Source organism: Mesorhizobium sp. B2-4-14 (assembly GCF_006442155.1).
Classification (GTDB): Bacteria; Pseudomonadota; Alphaproteobacteria; order Rhizobiales; family Rhizobiaceae; genus Mesorhizobium.
In genome coordinates, this window is record NZ_VFVA01000004.1 from 241379 (window position 1) to 259199 (window position 17821).

Here is a 17821-nt window from a genome sequence, read left to right on the forward strand (position 1 = left end):
CGCCTTCAGCGGGAAGCGCCGGCCTCGAACACCTTGTCGCCGCCGATCCAGACGCTTCCTATGTTAAGATCGTCCGACAGAGCAACGATATCCGCCGCCGTGCCGTTGGCAAGGCGGCCAAGCCGATGCGACTGGCCGATCGCCTGCGCCGGGTAGAGCGACGCCATGCGCAAGGCTTGCGCGAGCTCGACGCCGACGACGCCGTGCATGAACCGCACGGCCGAGATCATGTCGAGATCCGCGCCCGCCAGCGTCCCGTCGGCGAGCCGCAGGCTGCCGTCCTTGCGGTAGATGGTCCGGCCATTGAGCGTGAACGAGGTCATATCAGTGCCGATCGTCGCCATCGCGTCGGTGACCAGCACGATTCTGCCCGGCCCCTGCTTGGCATCGAGCGCGATCCTGATGGTCGCGGGATGGACATGGATGCCGTCGGCGATCAGCCCGGCGGACAATGTGTCGATGTCGATGGCCGCGCCCGCCAGGCCGGGCTCGCGGTTGCCGATCTGGCTCATCGCGTTGAACAGATGGGTGACCACGCTGGCGCCGGCTTCGGCAAAGGCTTTCGCGGTGGCATAACCGGTGTCGGAATGGCCGAGGCTGACGATGATGCCTGCCCCGGCCAATGCCGTGACGCGGGCCAGGTCGACGGATTCCGGCGCGACCGTGGTGAGCAGCACCGGCAGCTTCTGCCGCGCCGCGATCAGTATTGCCTGATCGGCGTCGGTCATCGGCCGGATCAGCGCCGGATCATGCGCGCCCTTGCGGGCGATCGACAGATGCGGCCCTTCGAGATGCAACCCGAGGAAGCCCGGCACTTTTTGTCGCGCGGCTGCTTCGCCGGCGGCAATCGCGGCGGCGGTGATTGCTGGCGTGTCGGTGATCAGCGTCGGCAACAGCGCCGTCGTGCCGAACGGCGCGTGCGCCCGGCAGATGGTTTCGATCGAGGCCACATCGGGGTGGTCGTTGAGCATGACGCCGCCGCCGCCATTGACCTGGATGTCGACAAAGCCCGGCACCAGCATGCCGCCGCCGGTGTCGACGGCGCGGATATCGGCGGGCAGGGCGCCCTGGCGCAGAATGGATTCGACAAGACCGTCGCGCACGACAAGAGCCGCGTCTTCGTGCCAGTCGTCGCCATCGAAAATGCGGCCGCCGGTCAGGGCAAAACGGTCGCTCATACGGTCTCCGTCACCTTGCGAAGGTTGCGCGGCGCGTCCGGATCGAGGCCGCGATGACGGGCGAAAGCCTCGACGAACACGTAGAAGGAGACGATCAGCGTCAGCGGATCGGTCAGCGGGTGACCGGTTGCGACATGCGGCAGGCGCGTGGCGCGCTTGGCAAGCGCGGAAGTGACGAACACCGGCGCGCCCTTGGCCGCCAGGACATCGGCGGCTTCGGCGATGGACAGCTCGGACGCATCGCGCGCGGCAAGCGCCAGCACCGGAAAGTCGGGACCGATCAGCGCCAGCGGGCCATGCATGACTTCGGCCGCGCTATAGGCCTCGGCATGCATGCCGCAGGTCTCCTTGAATTTCAGCGCCGCCTCGTTGGCCATTGCCGCGGACGGGCCGCGGCCGAGGATGAACAGCGATTTCTGCTTCTCGATCGTCTCCGCGAGCACCGTCATCCAGTCGCAGGCGATCGCTTCGCGGAAATGGTCCGGCAAGCGGGCAAGCGCCTTGAGAAGCGCTTCGTCGCCGGTGGAATGCGCCATCAGAGCAAGACCAGCGACGGCGGAATTGACGAAGGTCTTGGTTGCCGCGACGCTGCGCTCGGGCCCCGCCAGTATGTCGATCGCATAGTCCGAGGCGCGCGCCAGCGGCGACTCGGCGGTGTTGGTGACGGCAATGGTCAGCGCGCCGCCGGCCCGCGCGGTTTCGGCCATGGCGACGATATCGGGGCTCTTGCCCGACTGCGAGATCGCCAGGCATGCGGAGCCGCCGAGACGCAGCTTGCGGCCATAGATCGAAGCGATCGAGGGGCCGACCGAGGCGACGGCAAGGCCCGCAGTCAGTTCGACGGCATATTTCATGAAAGTGGCGGCATGGTCGGACGAACCGCGCGCCACGGTAACGACGAACTGCGGGTCGCGTTCCCTGATCCCGCGCCCGGCTTCGGCGAGCACCGCGCCGGAGCCGTCGAGCAGGCGGGCGACGGCTTGCGGGATCTCCTCGATCTCGCGCTGCATATGTGTGGTGTTGGAAATCATGGTCGGCCCTCTTCGCTCGGCCCTGTCAGCCGCAGTTCGGCGACGAAATCATAGGCGTCGCCCCGGTAGATCGAGCGGGTGAATTCGATCACCTTGCCGCTCGCCAGATAGGAAATACGCTCGATATGCAGGCCGGCAATACCGGGCGGCACCGCCAGCAGCCGCGCGTCGCCGTCGCCAAGGTTGGCGGCCGAGATGCGCTGCACCGCCCGCACCGGCCGGTTGCCGGTCAATTCCAGCGCCGCATAGAGCGAGGAGCCTATCCCCGCCGGGTCGGGCAGCACGCTGGCCGACAGCGAGGCGCGTTCGATCGCCAGCGGCGTGTCGTTGGCGATGCGCAGGCGCGCCACGCGCGCCACCAGTTCGCTCGACGACAGGCCGAGCACCATCATCTCGTCGGGAGAGGGCGCGTAAAGGCCACGGTCGAGCCATGCCGAACGCACCGCCATGCCGCGCCGCGCCATGTCTTCGGTAAAGGAGGTCAGCCGCGACAGCGACTGCTCGACGCGCTCCATGCGCGGCGCCACAAAAGTGCCGGAGCCATGGCGCTGGACCAGGATGCCGCCCTTGACCAGATCCTGCACCGCCTTGCGCACGGTGACGCGGGAAATGTCGGCCTTGGTGGCGATATCGCGCTCCGAAGGCAGCGCGTCGCCCGGCCCGATCAGGCCGCGGTTGACGGCGTCCTCGATGCTTTTCCTGAGCTGCAGGTAAAGCGGCGCGCCGCTTTGCGACGATTGTTTCAGCGCGGCGAAGATTTGGTCCGCGGCGTCGTTCATCGAGCCGCCTCCGCGTGTCCCGCGAAAAGGCGGGCCGCCATCTGCACCGCACCGCCCAGCGCGTCATAGAGCGGTTCCCTCAGCAGCGCCTTGTAGCGCGCCGACAGGCGCGGCGCGTAGAGCGGCGCCAGCCCGCCAAGCAGGCAGAGCGGCGCGTCGTCCGAAAGGCCGAGCGCGCCGAGTGAAGCCTCGACATCGCCGACCGCCTTGTCGACGATCCAGTTGGCGACGGCGTCGCCCTTCTCGGCGTGCTCGAACACCTTGGGCGCGAAGCCGCCGAAATCGCCGGGCTTGGCGTTGGTGGTGAATTCGACGACGTCTTCGGGATTGTTGCGGAAGATGGCCATCATGGCGTCGGTCAGAGGCGAACGCGCGCGCACCCCGTCATGGGCCAGCAGCGTCTGTTCCAGAAGGTCGCGGCCGATGCGGGCGCCGCTGCCCTGGTCGCCGACCTGAAAGCCCCAGCCGCCGATGGCGCGCGATTTGCCGCTCCTGCGCGCCATGTAGGCGGTGCCGGTGCCCAGGATCGCCATCGCGCCGTCGCCCGAACCGACGGCGCCTTCCAGCGCGATTTCCGCGTCGGTCTCAACGCGGCTGGTGCTGAACGGCAGGATCGCTTCGAGCTGTTGCCGGTAGGTGCCGACATTGGCGCCGGCAAGACCGAGAATGGCTGGCGTCTGAGGGATCAGGTCCGGATTATGGCCGGCGGCGATGAATGCCTGCCGCGCGGCCTCGACGATGTTCGAACGGGCGCCGGTGAGGTCGGTGCGGATGTTGGCGGCGCCGCTTTTGGCGCGGCCGACGACGGTGCCGTCCGCCGTTGCAAGGGCGGCCCTGCAGCTGGTGCCGCCGCCATCGATACCGAGCACGAAATTCACGCGATTTCTCCTCCGGGCGGATAATACCAATAAAATACCAATAGCCAAGGATTAATTTCCGTTTCAAAAAGATTAAGGCGTATCTCGTTGAAAAACCCACGTATTTCGCCGGCTCATCGAATTCCTGGCCGCGAAGCCACTAATGCATGTGGACAAGTGGTATTTTTTTGGTATTGTTTCCTGCATTGGAGGAGCAGGGATGGCCGAAACGCGTACCGAAGCGCTGCACAGGAATGCCGAGGGACTGGATATCCAGGCCCCCGAAGCCATCCTTGTTTCGCTGGCGGATGCGCAGGTCGAAGCCGCGAAGGCGGTCCGCAACGCCATTCCCGCCATCGCCAAGGCGGCCGAGATCATCGCTGGCCGGTTGAGCGGCGGCGGCAAGCTCGCCTATGCCGCGGCCGGCAGTTCGGGCCTGATGGCGCTGGCCGACGCCTTGGAACTGCCTGGCACCTTCGGCATTCAGCGCGACCGCATCGCCATCCTGGTCGCCGGCGGCGAAGAAGCTTTCCGGACATTAGCCGGTGGGCCCGAGGATGATACCGAGGAGGCCGCGACGGCGGTCGCCAACGCCGGCATCGGCGTGGGTGATTGCCTGATCGCCCTTTCCGCCAGCGGCACGACGCCCTACGCGGTGCGGGCCATCGAGGAAGCCGCCCGCCGGGGTGCGGCGACCATCGGCATCGCCAACAACAGGGATTCAGCCCTGCTTCGCCAGGCCGAAACCGCCATCCTGCTCGAAACGCCGCCTGAGGTGATCGCCGGTTCGACGCGCATGGGCGCCGGCACCGCGCAGAAGATCGCGCTCAACATGCTGTCGACCTTGACCGCCGTCCATCTCGGCCACGTCCATGACGGCTATATGGTCAACCTCACGGCCGACAACATCAAGCTGCGCGACCGCGCCACGCGCATCGTCGCCGCGGTCAGCGGGCGCGACAGGGACGAAGCGGCCCGGCTGCTCGAAAGGAGCGGCGGCGCCGTCAAGACAGCCATTCTGCTCGCCGCCGGTGCCGACAGCGCCGACGCAGCGCAGAAGATACTGGAGGGGACCGGCCAGAAGCTGCGGCCAGCCCTTTCCGCGATCGAGGGGAACAAGGGCTCCAAAGCCTAGGTTCTCATCAAAACCGAACCTGAAAAAGGTCAACAGGGAGACTGAGCATGACAACGAAACTACTGACGGCACTGCTTCTGGGCACCAGCATTCTCGGCTCGGCCGGGTTGGCTCACGCCGAGGACGTAACGCTCAACATCGAAAGCTGGCGCGGCGACGATCTCTCCATCTGGAAGGACAAGCTGATCCCGGCCTTCGAAGCCAAGAACCCCGGCATCAAGGTGGTGTTCGCGCCATCGGCGCCGACCGAATATGACGCCGCCCTCGGCGCCAAGCTCGCCGCCGGCTCGGCGGGCGACCTGATCACCTGCCGCCCGTTCGACAAGTCGCTCGAACTGTTCAAGAAGGGCAACCTCGCCGACCTGTCCTCGCTGCCCGGCATGGATAATTTCTCCCCCGTCGCCAAGTCGGCCTGGCAGACGGATGACGGCAAGTCGAGCTTCTGCGTACCGATGGCATCCGTGATCCACGGCTTCATCTACAACAAGGACGCCTTCGACAAGCTCGGCATCAAGGTGCCGACGACCCGCGACGAGTTCTTCGCCGCGCTCGACAAGATCAAGGCCGACGGCACCTACATCCCGATGGCCATGGGCACCAAGGACCTCTGGGAAGCCGCGACCATGGGCTATCAGAATATCGGCCCCAACTACTGGAAGGGCGAGGAGGGCCGCGCGGCGCTCATCAAGGGCACGCAGAAGCTGACCGACAAGGACTGGGTCGCGCCCTATGAGGAACTGGCCAAGTGGAAGCCGTATCTGGGCGACGGCTTCGAGGCGCAGACCTATCCGGACAGCCAGAACCTGTTCACGCTCGGCCGCGCCGCCATCTACCCGGCCGGCTCGTGGGAGATCGGCCTGTTCAACACCCAGGCCCAGTTCAAGATGGGCGCCTTCCCGCCGCCGGTCGAGAAGGCTGGCGACACCTGCTACATCTCGGACCACACCGATATCGGCATGGGCCTGAATGCGGCATCCAAGCACGCGGACGCGGCCAAGACCTTCCTGTCCTGGGTGGCCTCGCCGGATTTCGCCACCATCTACGCCAACGCGCTGCCGGGCTTCTTCAGCCTGAACTCCTCGCCGGTGAAGATGCAGGATCCGCTGGCGCAGGAATTCGTCTCCTGGCGCGGCAAGTGCAAGTCGACCATCCGCTCGACCTACCAGATCCTGTCGCGCGGCACGCCGAACCTCGAGAACGAGACGTGGGTTGAATCGGCCAACGTCATCAACGGCACCGATACGCCCGAAGCCGCGGCCAAGAAGCTGCAGGACGGCCTCGACAGCTGGTATCATCCGGCGAAATAAGATCTCAGGCACGGAGCAGGGCCGTTCCAACTGGGCGGCCCTGCCTCTTCCGATAGCATCGACTGCGAACGACGGCGCCGTCCCTCATCCGCCTGCAGGCACCTTCTCCCCCTACAATGACGGGGAGAAGGGACGAGCCGCAACGCTGGCGATCCCCTCTCCCCGTCCTTTACGGGGAGCGGGTAAGGGTGAGGGGCAGCGCTGCCGTCGAACGCATTGCCTAGAGCAATTCCAGGAAAATTGCGTAGCGGTTTTCCGTCCGGGATTGCGTAAGAACAAAGAGTTAGAGCGGGTCAACGATTCTATCGAACGCCGAACCGCTCTAGACCTTGATCGGCGGGGACCGAACTCATGGCCGCGGAAATACGACCCAAAAGACCGTTTCGCTGGCACATCGCCGTCTTCCTGGCGCCGGCCGTGCTCGTCTATACGGCGATCATGATCCTGCCGCTCGCCGGCACGCTGCAGCTGTCGCTGTTCCGTAATATCGAGCAGCACCAGGTCTTCGTTGGGCTGGACAATTTCCGCACGTTGTTCGGCGATCCCAACTGGTCGGTGAATTTCTGGAACGCGCTGAGGAACAATGTCTGGTTCTTCATCATCCACATGCTGGTGCAGAACCCGATCGGCGTGCTGCTGGCCGCCCTCCTGTCCAGCCCAAGGCTCAGGTTCTCGGCCTTCTACCGCACGGCGATCTTCGTGCCGACGATCCTGTCCTTCGTCATCGTCGGCTTTGCCTGGAAGCTGATCCTGTCGCCGCTGTGGGGCGTGGCGCCGCATCTCATGGATTTCGTCGGCCTCAAAAGCCTGTTCACGCCGTGGCTCGGCAAGGAGCAATACGCGCTGACCGCGCTCAGCCTGGTTTCGGTGTGGCAGTTCATCGGCATCCCGATGATGCTGATCTACGCCGCCCTGCTGTCGATCCCCGACGAGGTGCTCGAGGCCGCCGAATGCGATGGGATCACCGGTATGTCGCAGTTCTGGAAAATCAAGCTGCCGCTGATCCTGCCGTCCATCGGCATCATCTCTATTCTGACCTTCGTCGGCAATTTCAACGCCTTCGACCTGATCTACACCGCGCAAGGGGCGTTAGCCGGACCGAACTATTCGACCGATATTCTCGGCACCTTCCTCTACCGCGCCTTTTTCGGCTTCCAGCTGCAGGTCGGCGATCCCAACATGGGCGCGACAATCGCCACCATCATGTTCCTGATCATCCTCGGCGGTGTCTGCGTCTATCTGTTCCTCATCCAGACGCGCCTGCGTCGCTACCAGTTCTGAGGGATGGATATGTCGAGCCAAGGCACCCCCCTCTGGCCTGCCGGCCATCTCCCCCTCAAGGGGAGAGATTGGACGTCATCGCCGGTTTCGCAAATTTTCAGCGTTGCAAAAAAGGCAGCGACATCGACGCTGCTGATCTCCCCCCCTGAGGGGGAGATGTCCGGCAGGACAGAGGGGGGTGCCTTGGCACCGTTCCTTGCAATTGCGGCTCGTCAGGAGGCCGTCCAATGAGCATCGCCACCCGTTCGCTGCCCCGCACCATCGGCGCCCATGCGATCCTGTTGACCTACACGGCGATCGCGTTGTTTCCGGTGATCCTGGTCATCATGAATTCGTTCAAGTCGCGCGCCGGCATCTTCGGCGCGCCACTGACGCCGCCGACGCCGAAAACCTTCGACCTGATCGGCTACACCACGGTGATCGGCCAGGGCGATTTCATCCACTATTTCCAGAACAGCTTCGTCGTCACCGTCGGCTCGCTGTTCTTCGTGCTGCTGTTCGGCGCCATGGCCGCGTTTGCGCTGTCGGAATACCGCTTTCGCGGCAACACGCTGATGGGACTCTACCTGGCGCTGGGCATCATGATCCCGATCCGCCTTGCCACCGTCGCCATTCTGCAATTGATGGTGGCGAGCGGACTGGTCAACACGCTGACGGCGCTGATCCTGGTCTATACCGCGCAAGGGTTGCCGCTGGCGGTCTTCATCCTGTCGGAATTCATGAAGCAGGTGTCGGACGATCTGAAGAATGCCGGCCGCATCGACGGGCTGTCGGAATACACCATCTTCTTTCGCCTGGTGGTGCCGCTGGTGCGGCCATCGATGGCGACCGTCGCCGTCTTCACCATGATCCCGATCTGGAACGATCTGTGGTTTCCCCTGATCCTGGCGCCATCGGAAGAGACCAAGACGGTCACGCTCGGCGCCCAGCTTTTCCTCGGCCAGTTCGTCACCAACTGGAACGCCATCCTGGCCGCGCTGTCGCTGGCGATCCTGCCGGTGCTGGTCCTCTACGTCATCTTCTCGCGGCAGCTGATCCGCGGCATTACGTCGGGGGCGGTCAAGTGAGCGGGGACCGCCAGTTGTCCGTACGGCTGCGCTTCACCCCACCCGGCGCTGCGCGCCGACCTCCCCATCAAGGGGAGGTAGAAGGTCGTCGCTTCATTCTCGGCCGCCTGGGCTCTCATTTCCGAGTTGCTTCTTCGGCAGGGATTTTCACGCCGACGCCCTACCTCCCCTTGATGGGGAGGTCGGCGCGCAGCGCCGGGTGGGGTGACACCCTATCAAGAAAACATGGAATGTCTGGAGCAGTCAGGTGAGCGATAAACTACCCCTTCGCGTTGTCGTCGCCGGCCTCGGCAATATGGGCCGCAGCCACGCATTCGCCTACCACACCAATCCCGGCTTTGAGATCGCGGCGCTGATCAACCGCTCCGACGTGCCGCTGCCGGACGGGCTGTCGGGCTATGGCATCAGGCGGTCCTTCGATGACGTGTTGCGTGACGAGAAGCCTGACGTCGCCTGCATCGCCACCTATTCGGACAGCCATGCCGACTATGCGGTGAAGGCGTTCGAGGCCGGCTGCCATGTCTTCGTCGAAAAGCCGCTGGCAACGACGGTGGCCGACGCCGAGCGCGTCGTCGCGGCGGCCAAGGCCAACGGCAAAAAACTGGTGATCGGCTACATCCTGCGCCATCACCCCTCCTGGATCAGGCTGATCGCCGAAGCGCGCAAGCTCGGCGGCCCTTACGTCTTCCGCATGAACCTCAACCAGCAATCCTCAGGCGCCACCTGGGAGACGCACAAACAATTGATGCAGACGACCTCGCCGATCGTCGACTGCGGCGTCCACTATCTCGACGTGATGCTGCAGATCACCGATGCCAAACCGGTCGAGGTGCGCGGCATGGGCGTGCGGCTGACGCAAGAGGTCGCGCCGTCGATGTACAATTACGGCCATCTGCAGGTGCTGTTCGACGACGGGTCGGTCGGCTGGTACGAGGCCGGCTGGGGTCCTATGATTTCCGAGACGGCATTCTTCGTGAAGGACGTCATCTCGCCGAACGGCTGCGTCTCGATCGTCATGAAGGAGGGCGTCAAGTCCGACGACATCGACACCCACACCAAGACCTCGACCATTCGCCTGCATAGCGCGGCGACCGGACTGGACGGCAAATTCGCCAAGCCGGACGAGATGTTGTCGATGGCAGGCGAACCTGGGCACCAGGATCTTTGCGATCTCGAACAGGCCTTCGTGCTGAAAGCGATCCGCGAAGACCTGGACCTGACCCGCCATATGGACGACGCGGTCAAGTCGCTCGCCGTCTGCCTTGCCGCCGACGAGAGCGTGCGCAGCGGGAAGGCGGTGAGGCTTTGACATACGGATCGCTGTCGACCAGCGCAGCAAAACGGCGCGAGGCCTGGAAGCTGCCAATCTCCCCCCTTGAGGGGGAGATGGCCGGCAGGCCAGAGGGGGGTGCCTTGGCGCCTGCTTACGAATTTGGAGGACTGCCGTGGGCTCGCTGAAGATCGAAAATGTGAAGAAGGCATTTGGGCCGGTCGAGGTGCTGAAAGGCATCGATCTGGAAGTGACGGATGGTGAATTCGTCGTCTTCGTCGGTCCCTCCGGCTGCGGCAAGTCGACCTTGCTACGGGTCATTGCAGGCCTGGAGGATTCGACCTCGGGCCGCGTACTGATCGATGGCGAGGACGTCTCCGTCACGCCGCCCGCGAAACGCGGCATCGCCATGGTGTTCCAGACCTATGCGCTCTATCCGCATCTGACGGTGAAGAACAATATGGGCCTTGGGCTCAAGCAGGCGAGCACGCCGGCCGCCGAGATCGACCGCCGCATCGGCATCGCCTCCTCCATGTTGTCGCTGGAACCCTATCTCGAGCGGCGGCCGGCGGAACTCTCCGGCGGCCAGCGCCAGCGCGTCGCCATCGGCCGCGCCGTGGTGCGCGAGCCAAAGCTGTTCCTGTTCGACGAGCCGCTGTCCAACCTCGATGCGGCCCTGCGCGTCAACACCCGGCTGGAAATTGCGCAGCTGCACCGCCGGCTGAAGGCGACGATGATCTACGTCACCCACGATCAGGTCGAAGCAATGACGCTGGCCGACAAGATCGTGGTGCTCAATGCGGGCCGGATCGAGCAGATCGGCGGTCCGATGGAGCTATATAATTCGCCGGCAAATGAATTTGTCGCCGGCTTCATTGGCTCGCCGAAGATGAACTTCATCGACGGCGCCCGCCTTGGCGAGACGGCCAAGACCATCGGCGTGCGGCCGGAACATCTGACGGTCGATCCGAAATCAGGCGCCTGGAAGGGAACGGTTGTGCACGCCGAGCATCTCGGCGCCGACACCAATCTTTATCTCGATTGCGAAAAGGCCGGCCTGATCACGGTGCGGATATTCGGTGTCTACGACGCCGAACCGGGCGCCACGCTCTATGCGACGCCGGATCCGGCCAAGACCTATCGGTTTGGAGCGGATGGGAAGACAATCAAGCAATAACTGGAGAGGCCGGCGCTGCCCCTCATCCGCCTGCCGGCACCTTCTCCCCGTATAGTGACGGGGAGAAGGAATGGCCGCAACGCTGGCGTCCCCCTCTCCCCGTTCTTCACGGGGAGAGGGTAAGGGTGAGGGGCGGCGCCAACTTATCAACCCTACACGTCCGCCCTGAAAGTCTGCTTCTGCTGGCCGAGCCCTTCGATGCCGAGTTCCACCACGTCGCCGGCCTTCAGGAACACCGGCGGCTTCATGCCCAGCCCGACGCCGGGCGGGGTGCCTGTCGAAATAATGTCGCCGGGATGCAGCGACATGAACTGGCTGAGATAGGACACCAGATACTTGACGCCGTAGACCATGGTTCTGGTCGAGCCGTCCTGCATGGTCTTGCCGTTGACGGTCAGCCACATTTTGAGGTTCTGCGGGTCTGATACCTCATCCTTTGTCACCAGCCAGGGGCCGGTCGGGCCGAACGTGTCGCAGCTCTTGCCCTTGGTCCACTGGCCCTGGCGCTCGGCCTGGAAGGCGCGCTCGGAAACGTCGTGCGCGACGCAATAGCCGGCGACATAGTCGAGCGCGTCGGCTTCGCTGACATATTTGGCTGTCTTGCCGATGACGACGCCGAGCTCGACTTCCCAGTCGGTCTTTTCCGAGCCGCGCGGGATCAGCACGTCGTCGTCCGGGCCCACAATCGCCGAGCTTGCTTTCATGAAGATGATCGGCTCCGGCGGTACTTTGGCACCGGTTTCGGCGGCGTGGTCGGAATAGTTCAGGCCGATGCAGATGAACTTGCCGGTGCCTGCCACACAGGCGCCGAGTCGCGGCTTGCCGGAAACCGCCGGCAGCGATTTCGGATCGAGCTTCGACAGCATCTCCAGCGAGGCCGGATGCAGCACCGTGCCGGCAATGTCGGCGACATGGGCGGAGAGATCGCGGATCGTTCCATCCGCATAGAGCAGGCCGGGACGTTCGCTCCCCACCTCGCCATAGCGCAGCAGTTTCATGCAGTTCTCTCCTCAGTCAGATTGGTTCAGATCGACCAGCCGCCGTCGATATTATAGGCCTGCCCGGACGTATAGGTGGCGCCGGCGAGATAAACCGCGAGATCGGCTATTTCCTCCGGCGTGCCGAGCCGGCCCATCGGCTGGCGCGCGATGAAGGCGGCACGGGCGGCGTCATAGTCGCCTTGCGCATGCATGCGGTCCTGCAGCGACGGGCTCTCGACCGTGCCGGGGCAGATGGCGTTGCAGCGTATGCCCTTGCCGACATAGTCGGCGGCAACCGCTTTGGTCAGGCCGATCACCGCAGCCTTGGTAACCCCATAGGCGAAACGGTTTGGCACACCCTTCTGCGAGCTCGCCAGCGAGGCCATGTTGATGATCGACCCGTCACCACGCTCCAGCATGCCCGGCAGCACGGCGCGGATGGTGCGGATCATGGCGCGCACGTTGAGATTGAACGCGAAATCGAGATCGGCGTCCTTCATCTCCAGGATTGATCCCGAATGGACGAAACCGGCGCAGTTGAACAGCATGTCGACGCGGCCGATCTCGGCGAAGGCTGACTTGACCGCCTCGTCGTTGAGAACGTCCAGCTTGCGGGTCTTGATGCCGGAAGTCTTGGCGAGCTCCGCCAGCAGCACCTCATTGATGTCGGTGGCGTAGACCGTGGCACCAGCCTGGGCGAAGGCCAGCGCGCTTGCCTTGCCGATGCCTTGCGCCGCCGCTGTGACGACGACGACCTTGCCTGCCAGATCCGCCATGCTTTTCTCCTCGCCTGCTTGATGCATCCGCTCTATCGGTGGCCGGCCGACACGTCATGGACCAGTCAGGCTCGATTGTGCGGCCTGTGCCGTAGCCAGTTCACAGATAAAGATGTTTTTTCTCGTTAAAGAACATGCGTCCGTGCGTCAAGTCCGATCGTCATTGCGCCAGCATGGCGGTGTCAGTCGCCATAGGGCACCCAGACATTCTTCACCTCGATGGCGCGGCGCAGCAGGGCGTCGCCGGCGGCCTCTTCCGAGGCCCAGTCCAGGCTGCGCCCATTGCCGCTCCAGACGCGCTTGAGGTTGCCGATAGAGTCCGCTTCCGCCTTGGCGCAGGTGTCGGCGTCGGCGAACAGCCAGAGCCCGTCGACATCGTCATGCTTGGCCAGCACGGCGGCAAGCTCGGCGCTGCGGCCGGTGACGATGTTGATGGCGCCGGCGGGCACATCCGAATACTCGATCACCTGATAGAGGTCGGTGGCCAGCAGCGGGTAGCGCTCGGAAGGCACGGCGACCACGGTGTTGCCCATGGCGAGCGCCGGCGCGACGAGCGAGATGAAGCCGAGCAGCGGCTGATCGTCGGGGGCGACGATGCCCAGCACCCCGACCGGCTCATGCAGCGCCAGCGTGACGGCGCGAGCCGGCGGCTGGTGCACGCGGCCCTCGAACTTGTCGGCAAGACCGGCATAGAGGAAGAGACGCTCGATCGACTGATCGACCTCCTCGCGCGCGGCCTTCGCGGGCACGCCGGTCAGCTGGACGAGCCGGGCAGCGAATTCATCCGCGCGGCCAGAAAGGTTCTCGGCCAGATAATAAAGCACTTGCGAGCGGTTGTAGGCGGTCGCTTCCGGCCATGCCTTGCAGCCGCGAGCGGCTGAAACCGCGTCACGGATATCCTTGCGGTTGCCGAGCCCGACTTCGCCGGCGAGCTTGCCCTTGGCGGTGGCGACGGCGAGCGAGTAATTACCGTCCGGCCGCACCTGTTTGCCGCCGATGAACAGCTTTGCCGTGCGGTCGATAGCCGAACCTTCGGCCTGTTCGACCGGCTGCGCCGAGGCCGTCGCCGGCTTGATGACCGGGCCGAGCGGCAGCCTTGCCGCGAGGTACTCGAACATGCCCTCGCGCCCGCCCTCGCGGCCAAAGCCGCTCTCGCGATAGCCGCCGAAGCCGCAGGCGGCGTCGAACATATTGGTGCCGTTGACCCAGACGACACCGGCCTTCAGCTGCGACGCGACGTGCAGGGCGAGGTTGACATTCTCGCTCCACACCGATGCGGCCAGCCCGTAACGGGTGTTGTTGGCAAGCTCGATCGCTTCCTCCGTGTTGCGGAAGGTCATCGTGGCCAGGACCGGCCCGAACACCTCTTCCTGTGCAAGAACATTAGCCGGCGAAACACCGGTCGCGAGCGTCGGCAGATGGTAGTAGCCTGAGGAGGGCAGGACCGCATCCGGCTGCCAGCAGACGGCACCCTGCCTGGCGCCCTCGGCGATCAGGCCCTTGACGCGATCGAGTTGCGTCAGATCGACCAGAGGGCCGATATCGGTGTTCTTGTCGAGCGGACTGCCGACGCGCAGCCGGCTCATGCGTGTCTTGACCTTGGCGATGAAAGCGTCGGCGATGCCTTCCTGCACCAGCAGCCGCGAACCGGCACAGCAGACCTGGCCCTGGTTGAACCAGATGCCGTCGACAAGGCCTTCGACGGCGCTGTCGAGATCGGCATCCTCGAAGACGATGAAGGCCGATTTGCCGCCAAGCTCCAGCGACAGTTTCTTGCCCGACCCGGCGGTCGCCTTGCGGATGATCTTGCCGACCTCGGACGAACCGGTGAAGGCGATCTTCTGGATGCCGGGATGGTTGACGATGGCCGCGCCCGCTTCCGGACCGCCCTGGACGATGTTGACGACGCCTTTCGGCACGCCGGCCCGTTCGCAGATTTCGGCGAACAGGATCGCGGTCAGCGGCGTGAACTCGGCCGGTTTCAGCACAACCGTGCAGCCCGCGGCAAGTGCGGGCGCGATCTTCCAGGCCAGCATCAGCAGCGGAAAATTCCACGGGATGATCTGGCCGACGACACCGACACCCTTTTGGCCGGGGAAATCCCTGTCCAGCGCCTGCGCCCAGCCGGCATGGTGGATGAAATGGCGGATCGCCAAGGGCACGTCGATGTCGCGGCTTTCACGGATCGGCTTGCCGTTGTCGATTGTCTCCAGCACCGCGAACAGGCGCTGGTGGCGCTGCATGGCACGGCCGATGGCGTAGAGCACCTTGGCCCTGACATAGCCTGAGGACGCGGACCATTTCGGCAACGCCTTCGTGGCGGCCGCAACCGCCGCGTCGATATCGGCGGCATTGGCATCGGAAATCTTTGCCAACAGTTTGCCGGAAGAGGGCTCGCTGGTGTCGAAGGTCTTGCCGCCGCTTGCTGCCTTCCAGTCGCCGCCGATGAACAGGGCCTTGCTGAAATCGCGGCCGGCAAGCCAGGCATCGGCCTCGTTGCGAGCCTCCGGCGCCGGGCCGTATTCCATGGCGTGATAGCGTTCGAGGATGTTCATGGGGCGCTCCAGATAATTGTCTTGGCAGGCGCTCTGTCGCGCCCCCCTCTGTCCTGCCGGACATCTCCCCCACAAGGAGGGAGATCGGCAGCGTCCGCTCCGGCGCCTTTTTCTTCAACGTCGAAAATTGGCGAAGGCCATCGCGACAGCCAATCTCCCCACCTGTGGGGGAGATGTCCGGCAGGACAGAGGGGGGCGCGAAGGAACTCCACGTTCAAAAACCCAGACCCTATTATCACGCCATGGCGTGGCGGTGATTGGCCGAATAATGTCCAGTCAGATGATGCTCGAGTTGCCGCTCAATGTCGGTCAGCAGGCTCGACGCGCCGAAGCGGAACAGATCCGGCTCCAGCCACGGCCGGCCGAGCTCTTCCTTCATCAGCACCAGCCAGTCGAGTGAGACCTTGGCGGTGGAGATGCCGCCGGCCGGCTTGAAGCCGATGAGATAGCCGGTTTCCTCGAAATAGGCCCGGATGGCGCGCACCATGGCGAGGCCGACGGGCAGCGTCGCGTTGACGCTTTCCTTGCCGGTCGAGGTCTTGATGAAATCGGCGCCCGCCATCATCGCCACCATCGAAGCCAGCATGACATTGCGCAGCGTGGCGAGGTCGCCGGTACCGAGAATGACCTTCAGATGCGCGTCGCCGCAGGCCGCGCGCATCGACACGATCTCGTTGTAGAGTTCGCGCCACTTTGCGCTGAACACCAGGCCGCGCGGTATGACGACGTCGATCTCATCGGCGCCGTCGCGCACCGAAGCCTCGATCTCCTGCAGCCGGGTCGAGAGCGGCGCCAGGCCGTGCGGGAAAGCGGTGGAGACCGCGGCAACGTGAATGCCGGTGCCGCGCACGGCATCCACGGCGGTGGCGACAAAGGGGTGGTAGACGCAGACGGCAGCGGGACGGATGGTTTCGCCCGCAATGCCGAGACCCTCGACGATGTCGCGGCGCAGCGGATTGATCGCCTTGGCGCAGAGCCGGCGCACGCGCTCCTCGGTGTCGTTGGAGTTCAGCGTCGTCAGATCCATGCAGGCAATCGCCCGCAGCAGCCAGGCGGCCTGGTTGTCGGCCTTGATCGAGCGCCGCTTGGTCAGGCTGGCGACGCGCCGCTCCAAGGCCGAGCGGTTGACGCTGCGCACCGATTCCAGGAAGCCGAGATCGAGCTTCATGCCAGGGTTGCGGGCAATGCCATGTTCCAGCGGCACTGCCGTGTTCGCGGCGGCACGCGCAGGCAGCGGCGTGACCTTGCCGCCCAGATCGGCTTCGCGGATTGTGCTGCTCATCTCCTGCCCTTTCATTCAGCGACATGCGCTTATGTCTTGGTGCGTGTCGTTGTCCCAAACCGCTCGATACGTCTGGACGACACGCAAGAAGATAGCCCGCGAAGCCGCGCTTCACGAGTCCTCAAGCGAGGGATAGCCGAAAAAGGCTGCGAAAGCAGCTGATTTTTTGACCGGAAGGTCAAAACTCGATGATCGAGGGGCCAGCAGACCTCAGCCGACGAAGGCGCGTTCCACGACGAAGGTCGAGGGATGGCTGAGCGAGCCTTCCTGGAAGCCGTGGCTTTCGGCCAGCTCCTTGACGTCCTTCAGCATGTGCATCGAGCCGCAGATCATGATGCGGTCGGTCTCGGGATTGAGCTTGTCGATGCCGAGGTCGGAGTAGAACTTGCTCGAGCCGATCAGAGCGGTGATGCGGCCCATGCGCGCCGATTCCTCGCGCGTCGTGGAATTGTAGAGCGTGACGCGGCCGGTGGTCAGCTCGCCGATCAGCGGGTCGTTCTCGAGTGCGGCCACCAGCTCCTGACCGTAGATGAGCTCGGCATTGTCGCGGCAGGTGTGGGTCAGGATCAGCTGGTCGAATTTCTCGTAGGTGTCGGGGTCGCGCAGCAGGCTGGCGAAGGGCGCGATTCCGGTGCCGGTCGAGATCATGAACAGCCGCTTGGCCGGCGTCAGCGCGTCGACCACCAGCGTGCCGGTCGATTTCTGGCGCATGATGACGGTGTCGCCGACCTGGATATTCTGCAGTTCCGAGGTCAACGGGCCATCCGGCACCTTGATGGAAAAGAATTCCAGCTCTTCATCCCAGGCCGGGCTAGCCACCGAATAGGCGCGGAACACCGGCTTTTCGGCATTGGGCAGGCCGATCATCACGAACTCGCCGGAGCGGAAGCGCAGCGACTGCGGGCGGGTGATGCGGAACGAGAACAGCCGGTCGGTGTAGTGCTTCACCGAGACGACCGTTTCGGCATAGACATTGGCCGGTATCGGGAACTGCAGCGGGCGGGCGCCGGCGGTGTTGAACGCGGAGGTGGTGTTCATCAAAACCAACTTTCTGGCCCAGCCGGGAACGCGGGCGCCAAACCTTTTCCTGCGCGCCCGGACCGTTCAGGTCCCGGCGTGCTGCTCACACACTCCAAAGCGGTAAGC

Annotated in this window: 15 protein-coding genes; 6 read left to right on the forward strand and 9 right to left on the reverse strand. The window is 64.4% G+C overall.

Annotation, left to right across the window (positions count from 1 at the left end; all coding sequences use genetic code 11):
- Positions 1–5 precede the first annotated feature (5 nt).
- From nagA to FJ938_RS05940, 4 genes are read right to left on the reverse strand one after another with little or no spacing between them, the layout of a single operon-like run.
- Positions 6–1178 carry an N-acetylglucosamine-6-phosphate deacetylase gene (nagA, locus tag FJ938_RS05925; RefSeq protein ID WP_140692017.1) on the reverse strand — a complete coding sequence of 391 codons (1173 nt, stop codon included), beginning with the start codon at positions 1176–1178 and terminating at the stop codon, positions 6–8.
- Positions 1175–2209 (reverse strand): SIS domain-containing protein, encoded by a 1035-nt coding sequence (locus FJ938_RS05930; protein ID WP_140692023.1) that lies wholly within the window; start codon positions 2207–2209, stop codon positions 1175–1177. The genes nagA and FJ938_RS05930 overlap by 4 nt, the downstream gene beginning before the upstream one ends.
- A complete protein-coding gene (locus FJ938_RS05935; RefSeq protein WP_140692025.1) occupies positions 2206–2988 on the reverse strand; it encodes a GntR family transcriptional regulator in 783 nt (260 codons plus the stop codon). The genes FJ938_RS05930 and FJ938_RS05935 overlap by 4 nt, the downstream gene beginning before the upstream one ends.
- On the reverse strand, positions 2985–3866 hold the full coding sequence (locus FJ938_RS05940; protein ID WP_140692027.1) for an N-acetylglucosamine kinase: 882 nt from the start codon (positions 3864–3866) through the stop codon (positions 2985–2987). Before FJ938_RS05940 ends, FJ938_RS05935 begins: the two co-directional genes overlap by 4 nt.
- Before the next feature lie 199 nt (positions 3867–4065).
- Between FJ938_RS05940 and FJ938_RS05945 the strand changes: the two genes are divergently transcribed.
- The 6 genes from FJ938_RS05945 to FJ938_RS05975 all read left to right on the forward strand — a co-directional run bounded on the left by FJ938_RS05945 (position 4066) and on the right by FJ938_RS05975 (position 11082).
- Positions 4066–4980: an N-acetylmuramic acid 6-phosphate etherase gene (locus tag FJ938_RS05945; protein ID WP_140692029.1), complete on the forward strand. Its 915-nt coding sequence runs from the start codon at positions 4066–4068 to the stop codon at positions 4978–4980.
- 47 nt (positions 4981–5027) lie between these two features.
- Positions 5028–6287, forward strand: coding sequence for an ABC transporter substrate-binding protein (locus tag FJ938_RS05950; RefSeq protein ID WP_140692031.1), 1260 nt, complete (start codon positions 5028–5030; stop codon positions 6285–6287).
- Between the two features lie 351 nt (positions 6288–6638).
- Positions 6639–7568 carry a sugar ABC transporter permease gene (locus FJ938_RS05955; protein ID WP_140612555.1) on the forward strand — a complete coding sequence of 310 codons (930 nt, stop codon included), beginning with the start codon at positions 6639–6641 and terminating at the stop codon, positions 7566–7568.
- A gap of 227 nt (positions 7569–7795) precedes the next feature.
- Complete coding sequence (locus FJ938_RS05965) at positions 7796–8635, forward strand: carbohydrate ABC transporter permease (RefSeq protein ID WP_140612552.1); 840 nt, start codon at positions 7796–7798, stop codon at positions 8633–8635.
- Positions 8636–8882: 247 nt separating this feature from the next.
- Positions 8883–9944, forward strand: a complete 1062-nt coding sequence (locus FJ938_RS05970) for a Gfo/Idh/MocA family oxidoreductase (protein WP_140692033.1) — start codon at positions 8883–8885, stop codon at positions 9942–9944.
- Between the two features lie 136 nt (positions 9945–10080).
- Entirely contained in the window at positions 10081–11082 is a 1002-nt protein-coding gene (locus FJ938_RS05975; protein WP_140612548.1) for an ABC transporter ATP-binding protein, read from the forward strand.
- 152 nt (positions 11083–11234) lie between these two features.
- On the opposite strand, the gene FJ938_RS05980 is transcribed toward FJ938_RS05975, so the two are convergent.
- The 5 genes from FJ938_RS05980 to FJ938_RS06005 form a co-directional block, all read right to left on the reverse strand.
- Positions 11235–12080 carry a fumarylacetoacetate hydrolase family protein gene (locus FJ938_RS05980; RefSeq protein ID WP_140692036.1) on the reverse strand — a complete coding sequence of 282 codons (846 nt, stop codon included), beginning with the start codon at positions 12078–12080 and terminating at the stop codon, positions 11235–11237.
- 26 nt (positions 12081–12106) lie between these two features.
- Entirely contained in the window at positions 12107–12838 is a 732-nt protein-coding gene (locus tag FJ938_RS05985; RefSeq protein ID WP_140692038.1) for an SDR family oxidoreductase, read from the reverse strand.
- Positions 12839–13020: 182 nt separating this feature from the next.
- Positions 13021–15393 (reverse strand): aldehyde dehydrogenase family protein, encoded by a 2373-nt coding sequence (locus FJ938_RS05990; protein WP_140692040.1) that lies wholly within the window; start codon positions 15391–15393, stop codon positions 13021–13023.
- Positions 15394–15628: 235 nt separating this feature from the next.
- Complete coding sequence (gene deoC / locus FJ938_RS06000; RefSeq protein ID WP_140692042.1) at positions 15629–16675, reverse strand: deoxyribose-phosphate aldolase; 1047 nt, start codon at positions 16673–16675, stop codon at positions 15629–15631.
- A 210-nt stretch (positions 16676–16885) separates the two neighbouring features.
- Positions 16886–17713 (reverse strand): ferredoxin--NADP reductase, encoded by an 828-nt coding sequence (locus FJ938_RS06005; protein WP_140692044.1) that lies wholly within the window; start codon positions 17711–17713, stop codon positions 16886–16888.
- Positions 17714–17821 lie beyond the last annotated feature (108 nt).